Origin of the sequence: Solemya velesiana gill symbiont (assembly GCF_002020805.1) — a bacterium.
Classification (GTDB): domain Bacteria; phylum Pseudomonadota; class Gammaproteobacteria; order Chromatiales; family Chromatiaceae; genus Sedimenticola_A.
This window is the reverse complement of the sequence record NZ_MPRJ01000018.1, coordinates 42,226-49,388: the sequence shown is the minus strand read 5'-3', so window position 1 is coordinate 49,388 and position 7,163 is coordinate 42,226. Positions and strand designations below refer to the sequence as shown.

11 protein-coding genes are annotated in these 7,163 nt (G+C 55.1%); 8 read left to right on the top strand and 3 right to left on the bottom strand.

All coding sequences use genetic code 11. The annotated features are described in order from the left end of the window. From BOW53_RS12910 to BOW53_RS04210, 4 genes are all read left to right on the top strand, one after another. A partial coding sequence (locus tag BOW53_RS12910) for a hypothetical protein (protein ID WP_216641085.1) occupies positions 1-215 on the top strand: 215 nt, incomplete at its 5' end. Beyond that, positions 206-622, top strand: a complete 417-nt coding sequence (locus BOW53_RS04220) for a rubrerythrin family protein (RefSeq protein ID WP_078486262.1) — start codon at positions 206-208, stop codon at positions 620-622. The genes BOW53_RS12910 and BOW53_RS04220, both read left to right, overlap by 10 nt. Before the next feature lie 78 nt (positions 623-700). Then, complete coding sequence (locus BOW53_RS04215; RefSeq protein WP_078486261.1) at positions 701-2,032, top strand: heterodisulfide reductase-related iron-sulfur binding cluster; 1,332 nt, start codon at positions 701-703, stop codon at positions 2,030-2,032. A gap of 43 nt (positions 2,033-2,075) precedes the next feature. Next, on the top strand, positions 2,076-2,675 hold the full coding sequence (locus BOW53_RS04210; protein WP_135606993.1) for a DUF3501 family protein: 600 nt from the start codon (positions 2,076-2,078) through the stop codon (positions 2,673-2,675). Positions 2,676-2,753: 78 nt separating this feature from the next. Here BOW53_RS04210 and BOW53_RS04205 read toward each other — a convergent pair whose 3' ends face one another. Together BOW53_RS04205 and BOW53_RS13835 are read right to left on the bottom strand one after the other, a co-directional pair. After that, on the bottom strand, positions 2,754-3,542 hold the full coding sequence (locus BOW53_RS04205; protein WP_425442898.1) for an alpha-isopropylmalate synthase regulatory domain-containing protein: 789 nt from the start codon (positions 3,540-3,542) through the stop codon (positions 2,754-2,756). Positions 3,543-3,546: 4 nt separating this feature from the next. Continuing rightward, on the bottom strand, positions 3,547-3,858 hold the full coding sequence (locus tag BOW53_RS13835) for a hypothetical protein (protein WP_425442897.1): 312 nt from the start codon (positions 3,856-3,858) through the stop codon (positions 3,547-3,549). A 285-nt stretch (positions 3,859-4,143) separates the two neighbouring features. Between BOW53_RS13835 and BOW53_RS04200 the strand changes: the two genes are divergently transcribed. Next, entirely contained in the window at positions 4,144-4,608 is a 465-nt protein-coding gene (locus BOW53_RS04200; RefSeq protein ID WP_078486259.1) for an Lrp/AsnC family transcriptional regulator, read from the top strand. A gap of 5 nt (positions 4,609-4,613) precedes the next feature. Here BOW53_RS04200 and BOW53_RS04195 read toward each other — a convergent pair whose 3' ends face one another. Then, positions 4,614-4,877: a sulfurtransferase TusA family protein gene (locus tag BOW53_RS04195; protein WP_078486258.1), complete on the bottom strand. Its 264-nt coding sequence runs from the start codon at positions 4,875-4,877 to the stop codon at positions 4,614-4,616. Between the two features lie 209 nt (positions 4,878-5,086). Here BOW53_RS04195 and thrH point away from each other — a divergent pair, with 209 nt between their 5' ends. The 3 genes from thrH to BOW53_RS04180 are packed head-to-tail and all read left to right on the top strand — an operon-like array spanning position 5,087 to position 7,152. Then, entirely contained in the window at positions 5,087-5,704 is a 618-nt protein-coding gene (thrH, locus tag BOW53_RS04190) for a bifunctional phosphoserine phosphatase/homoserine phosphotransferase ThrH (RefSeq protein WP_078486257.1), read from the top strand. A 51-nt stretch (positions 5,705-5,755) separates the two neighbouring features. Beyond that, on the top strand, positions 5,756-6,412 hold the full coding sequence (locus BOW53_RS04185) for an ATP-binding protein (RefSeq protein WP_078486256.1): 657 nt from the start codon (positions 5,756-5,758) through the stop codon (positions 6,410-6,412). Then, positions 6,334-7,152, top strand: a complete 819-nt coding sequence (locus tag BOW53_RS04180) for a response regulator (RefSeq protein ID WP_078486255.1) — start codon at positions 6,334-6,336, stop codon at positions 7,150-7,152. Before BOW53_RS04185 ends, BOW53_RS04180 begins: the two co-directional genes overlap by 79 nt. Positions 7,153-7,163: the final 11 nt, after the last annotated feature.

Sequence of the window (7,163 nt, the reverse complement as noted above, 5' to 3'; positions counted from 1 at the left end):
TCCTCAAACTTTGGTCGGTGAGAGAAGCTACCTATGCTACCGCAGCTTACCCTCTAACCAACTCTGTCGAGTTGCACTTGGAAATTGAATTCGCGATTAATAATTGCGATTATCTCAATTGGATGAAACAAAAATCGGCGGCTATCTTTGATGGACGTACTGAGGTAGGTGCGCATTTACCAAAACCCACAAACAGGAGAATAAAATGGAACTGAAAGGCAGCAAGACAGAACAGCATCTGAAGGATGCCTTTGCTGGCGAATCCCAGGCCAACCGTCGTTACCTCTACTTCGCCAACAAGGCTGACGTGGAAGGTCATCCAGATGTTGCGGCACTGTTCCGTTCAACCGCAGAAGGTGAAACCGGTCATGCCCACGGCCACCTGGAGTACCTGGAGCAGTGCGGTGATCCCGCTACCGGCATGCCGTTCGGCTCAACCTCTGACAACCTCAAGACCGCCGTAGCCGGTGAGACCCACGAGTACACCGACATGTATCCCGGCATGGCGAAAGACGCCCGTGACGAGGGCTTCGACGAAATCGCCGACTGGTTCGAGACCCTGGCCAAGGCGGAGCGTTCCCACGCCAACCGCTATCAGAAAGCCCTGGACGAGATGGATTAATGTCCGTCAGCCGGGGCCCAATGGCCCCGGCTTTTTGCTTAAGCAGATTCAAACAATAACGAGATCTGGAGAGACACCATGGCTGTACGAGAAGGTAACCTTGAAGCCCCCACACGGCATCCCCTGGATTGGAAAACCCCCGAGTTCTACAACGAGGAGTCCCTGTTCAAGGAGCTGGAGCGGGTGTTCGACCACTGCCACGGTTGCCGACGCTGTGTCAGCCTCTGCCAGTCCTTCCCCACCCTCTTCGACCTGGTGGATGAGTCCGACACCTTCGAGGTGGACGGAGTAAAGAAAGAGGATTACTGGCAGGTGGTGGACCACTGCTATCTCTGTGATCTCTGCTACATGACCAAGTGTCCCTATACACCACCCCACGAGTGGAACCTGGACTTCCCCCACCTGATGCTGCGGGCCAAGGCGGTGAAGTACAAGAAGGGCGATGTGAAGACCCGCGACAGAATTCTTACCAGTACCGATGCTGTCGGTAGCTTTGCTGGCATTCCGGTGGTGGCCGGTATCGTAAACGCAGCCAACAAGGCAAAGCCCACCCGCAAGGTGCTTGAGTCGCTACTGGGTGTGCATGCAGATGCCAGGTTACCTGAATTCCATTCCAAGACCATGCGCTCCCGCCTCTCGGAAAAAGTGGGCAACCAGGCCACAGGCGAGACTGCAGGCCCAACCAAGGGCAAGGTGGCCCTGTTTGCCACCTGCTACGGCAACCGCAACGAACCGGTGATCGGCGAAGACCTGGTGGCCGTATTCGAGCACAACGGTATTCCGGTCACCATGGCCGAGAAGGAACAGTGCTGCGGTATGCCGAAACTGGAACTGGGTAACCTTGATGCGGTGGAAGATGCTAAGAATGCCAACATTCCCGTACTGGCAAAACTGGTGGACGACGGATGGGATATCGTCGCGCCAGTGCCCTCCTGCGCCCTGATGTTCAAGCAGGAACTACCGCTGATATTCCCTGATGATGCTGATGTAAAGAAAGTGAGCGAAGCGATTTTCGATCCCTTCGAGTACCTGCTGCATCGCCATAAGTCAGGCTTGCTGAAGACCGACTTCAAAACCGCCCTGGGCAAGGTGGCCTACCATGCGGCCTGTCATCAACGTGTTCAGAACGTTGGCGCCAAAACCAGGGAGGTATTGTCATTGATTCCCGATACGGAAATAACAGCCATCGAGCGCTGCTCTGGTCACGACGGCACCTATGCCGTGAAGAAGGAGTTCCACGAAGCCTCGATGAAAATCGTGCGGCCGGTAGTGAACCAGGTGAAACGTGCCGAAGCCGACCACTACGGCAGCGACTGCCCCATGGCGGGCCACCATATCGAGCAGGGCATAAATGACGGCAGCCAAACCGAACACCCCATGAGCCTGCTCCGCAAGGCTTACGGTATTTGAGTGTCGACCTCTGGGGCGAGAGATCCAATAGATTTGAACTGAATTGAAGAGGAAGCACCCGATGAGCAAGCTGTCTCATGAAGATCTCTACAGTCTGGAAGAGTATGCCCGCGTTCGTCCTGAATTCCGGGCAAAGGTGATCGAACACAAGAAGAACCGAAGGGCAGCCATCGGTGAGCATGCTGCGCTCTACTTCGAGGATGCGCTGACCATGCAGTACCAGGTCCAGGAGATGCTGCGCATCGAACGCATCTTCGAACACGACGACATCCAGGAAGAACTCGACGTCTACAATCCGCTGATCCCCGACGGCAGCAACTGGAAGGCCACCTTCATGATGGAGTACTCTGACGTCGAGGAACGTAAAGTGATGCTGGCCAAGCTCATCGGTGTTGAGAGAGCACTCTATATCCAGGTCGAAGGTTTCGAGCGGGTTCACCCAATTGCCAATGAAGACCTGGACCGGGAAACCGAAGATAAGACCTCGTCGGTTCACTTCGTTCGTTTCGAGTTGAGCCCGGAGATGATCGCCGCAGCCAAGGCGGGTTCGGCACTTGTTGCCGGTATCGACCACTCGGCGTACACGGCGGAGACTGAGATCACCGGAGAGACCCGGGGCTCACTGGTGGGTGATCTGCATTAGTCGTACACCTTCTACACCAGTTAAAAAGGCTGATGGAAAGAACTCAAGCCGCCTGGCTTCGCTGCAGCTGTGCCCGGTTCAATGAAGAGAGAGTACCGCGTTGAGTGAGGCGCTGACCGTATCATGGTCGAATGAGACGCCGGATACCCGTCGGCCATCCACGTTGATCTGCACATAGGCCACCGCTTCTGCATTGGTGCCTTCGCCAATGACGTGTTCGCTGTAATCCACCACGTTGAGATGCTGACCGTTCATACGGATCCAGGCATCAACGAAAGCCGAAATGGCCCCTTCACCCTCGCCCTTGATGGTCTGCTCCCTGCCGTCAACGATGATGTTGGCCTCGATCACATCATGGGTCTCGCGATCCAGGCGATAACCGGCCAACCGCACTGGCGCCCGGTCTGCCACGAAGTTTTCCACGAACAGGCCGTGGATCGTCGCACTGTCGACCTCCCCCGCTTGCTGTTCACTGGCAGCTTGCACCAGCTGTGCCAGTTCAACCTGGAGCCAACGGGGCAGGTTCAGGCCGCAGTCCCGTTCCAGGACGAATGCCACACCACCCTTGCCCGACTGGCTGTTCACCCGGATCACTGCCTGGTAATCGCGCCCGAGATCCTTGGGATCGATGGGCAGGTAGGCCACCTGCCAGGGCTTGTCCGGGTGCTGCTTGTGGAGGCACTTGCGTATGGCGTCCTGGTGACTGCCCGAGAAGGCGGTGTAGACCAGCTCTCCCACCCAGGGATGGCGTGGATGCACAGGAATACCGGTGCACTCGGTTACCACCTGGATGATCTCGTCGGGAGTGGACGATGGCCCGCTTGACGCCCTTGAGCGCCTCAAAGATGCGTACGATGAGATTCTCACGCGCCTAGACCAGGGCCTGCACGGTAACATCCTCGGGGATCTGGTTCTCATCGATGAGCCAGCGAACGAAGTCGTAGTCCGGCTGGCTGGCAGAGGGAAAGCCCACCTCGATCTCCTTGAAACCCAGTTTGACCAGCAATTGCCAAAGTCGTCGCTTCTTCTCGACGCTCATGGGCTCCAGCAGTGCCTGGTTGCCGTCACGCAGATCAACGCTGGTCCAGATGGGAGCCTTTTCGATGACACGGTCGGGCCACTGGCGGCTGGTCAGGCTGACCGCCGGTGCCGGGCGATATTTGTTGTGGTCAAACGGTTTCACAGGTTACTCCTTCAATGTTCTAAAACCGTACTCGACGGATTGCGGACTCTCACCGGGTAGATGGAAAAGCCCTGCCGGTCCTTTTGGGCCCCGGCTGTTTCCTGACCGATATTGGGTAAACAGCGGTCAATTCGTCCGTGGGTAACGGACAGTCATAGATTAATTCAAAATTGGAGATAGATTCTTGCGAAATTGCCGTAATAATGTACTTTATAAATATATTTTTGCGTTTTTTGATATTTTTTAGCTATTTTTTATCTCATTGAGCCTATTTGAGGGCAGCAAATGAAACTCGATCGCTACGATAAGCGCATCCTGGAGATACTTCAGCAGGAGGGACGTCTCAGCAACCAGGAACTGGCTGAGCGCATCGGGCTCTCCCAATCCCCATGCCTGCGCAGGGTCCGGGCATTGGAGGAGAGTGGACTGATCACCGGTTACCGGGCCATGGTGGATGCCCAGAAGCTGGGACTGACCCTGTTTGCCCTGATCCATATCTCAATGGACCGCCACACGCCGGAGCGTTTTGCCAACTTCGACGCCACGGTCAGCGCCCTGCCGGAGGTGCTCGAATGCCTGCTGATCACTGGCCAAGAGGCTGATTACCAGCTCAAAGTGGTGGTAAAGGACATGGAGGCCTACCAGGAGCTGCTACTGAACAAGATCACCCGCATCGAGGGGGTAACCGGTGTGCACTCCAGTTTCGTGATGCGCCAGGTGGTGACAAGGACGGTGCTGCCCCTGCCGTGATCAGGCTAAAGGGTTTTCTGAACCCAGAAGGTATAGATTCCATCATCAGCAGTGGTCGCCACCAATTCCAAGCCCGGAAGACGACAGAGGGAGGGAAACTCTTTCTGTGAATCGGGATGGGTGGCAATCACCTTGAGAACCTGCCCTACCTCCATCTTCGCCAGCTGCGCCTTGCTTTTGAGCACAGGCAGCGGGCAGGAGAGCCCGGTAACATCAAGCAACTCGTGGTAGCCCTTCTCTTGGTTCAGTTTCTCTGCGGCATTCCCCATTTGACCATCTCCTCCAGCCAAGCCTTTAAATGAACAGCGGGAGGTTAATGATATTTCTTTTTATTATAGATGCAACAGTTTTTTTATGGCTTCGCTTTGCCACGTATCAATGAATCAGTCCCTGCCCCAATCAACTGCTGTGTAGTATCCTATGCCTCTTTTTGACGACAGGGCCAAAGAAGCCCTTATTAACCGATGGGAGAATCCGAGTGGAAATCGCATGTTTAGATCTGGAAGGTGTACTTATTCCAGAGATCTGGATCAACTTTGCCGAACGTACCGGCATCGATGAATTGAGGGCTACCACGCGCGATATCCCCGATTACGATGTACTGATGACCCAGCGCCTCCGAATTCTCAAGGAGCACAAGCTGGGTTTGCCCGATATCCAGGAAGTGATTGACGGCATGGGTCCCCTGGAAGGTGCCCGTGAATTCCTGGACTGGCTGCGGGAGCGTTTCCAGGTGGTGATCCTGTCGGACACCTTCTACGAGTTCGCTGCCCCGCTGATGCGCCAGCTCGGTCACCCCACCCTGCTCTGCCACAAGCTCAGCGTGGACGAACAGGGTTTTGTCACCAACTATCACATACGCCAGAGCAATCCCAAGCGCCAGTCCGTTCTCGCACTCAAGAGCCTCTACTACCGCATCATTGCAGCGGGAGACTCCTATAACGACACCACCATGCTGGCCGAAGCGGACGCAGGCATCCTGTTCCGCCCGCCACCGAACGTGATCGATGAGTTCCCACAGTACCCCGTGGTGAATGACTACGAGGCCTTTAAAAAGGCATTCTGCGAGGCGAGCATCAGGGATTTGAGCGTTTAAACAGAAACGACCTGAACGGTCAACGCCGTTCAGGTCGTAAAGACGGAGAGGATGATCCACACCCTTATCAACAAACCTCAGGCAGGAACAGACCGCGGGCATGACCAGCTACTGCCGTGCTCCATCGAGAGCAACCCGTTCGATCTGCACGCGGTAGTCAATCGCACTGTTCACATGATATCCGCCAAGGCCTCGGAGAAAGGATTGGCCCTGGTCTGTCATATTGGCCCACTGATACCTTTCCGGCTGATTGGTGACCGGTTGCACCTGATCCAGGCACTGTCCAACCTGCTCGACAACGCCATCAAGTTCACGGATAGAGGAAGGGTCACTCTCCTCTGCAAACACCTTGATCAGAAAGACTGTTCAGAGCGGATCCGTTTCAAGGTCATAGATACCGGTATCGGAATACCTGAATCGCTGCAACAAACGATTCTCGAATCTATCGCCCAGACAGATGCAGACCCAACCGGAGATTTCAGCGGCACAGGGCGCGGCATCAATATCTCAAGTCAGCTCGTGCGGCTCATGGGGGGACAATCGGCCTTGAGTGCGCCCCGGATCAGGGTTCAACATTCTGGTTCGAAACCGGATTCCGATGTCAGCAGGACCTGGTCGATGAACAGGATATGCGTGACATCAGGCACTGCCAAACCGTTCGGCTTACCTCGCCTGATACCGGGATTACCGACACATCCCACTGCCTGAACGGCTGGGGTGTTCCTTACGTGGATGTTCATGATATCGAATCTGCAATAAGCAAATTGTCGGAAACGGACTGCCAGGTCCTGGTCATCGACGGATTCCACGTAAACCACGACAGGCTTGAAAAACTCGCTTCAGTACTGGGCAAGGATGGCATCGGCCTGGTAGTCGTTAAAGATGATATCGGTCCTGACGCAAACCCCGGCGAGCTCCCCCAAGGCACCACCTTGCTCCAGACACCTATCCGGAAACCCCACCTCTTCAATTCGCTGCATGCACGTCTTCCGGCAGGCTACGAGAAAGCGAATACGGCAACACCGATGGAAGATATTGGAGATATCAGTCTCAACCCGAATCTCCGGGTGCTGGTTGCTGAAGACAATCGAATCAACAGTGTCATCATAGAGAGAATCCTGGAACTGACCGGGATAGATTACCAACTGGTCGAAAATGGACAGGAGATCCTCGATTCCCTGGACAAGAGAGCTTATGACCTGGTCATACTGGATATGCAGATGCCGGTTCTGGATGGCATCGAAACCTATAAGCGTTATATCCGGCACTGCCCCGATGAAGAGAGGATACCCTTCATCATGCTAACGGCAAATACAACGTCGGAGACACGGGAAGCATGCGAAAAAGCAGGAATTGCCTACTTCCTGACCAAGCCGATCTCTGCTCGCCAGCTCGTCAATACAATCAGAGAGGCTACTGAAACGAGTAGCGGCAGCTCTGAGCATTGACCACCCGTCGA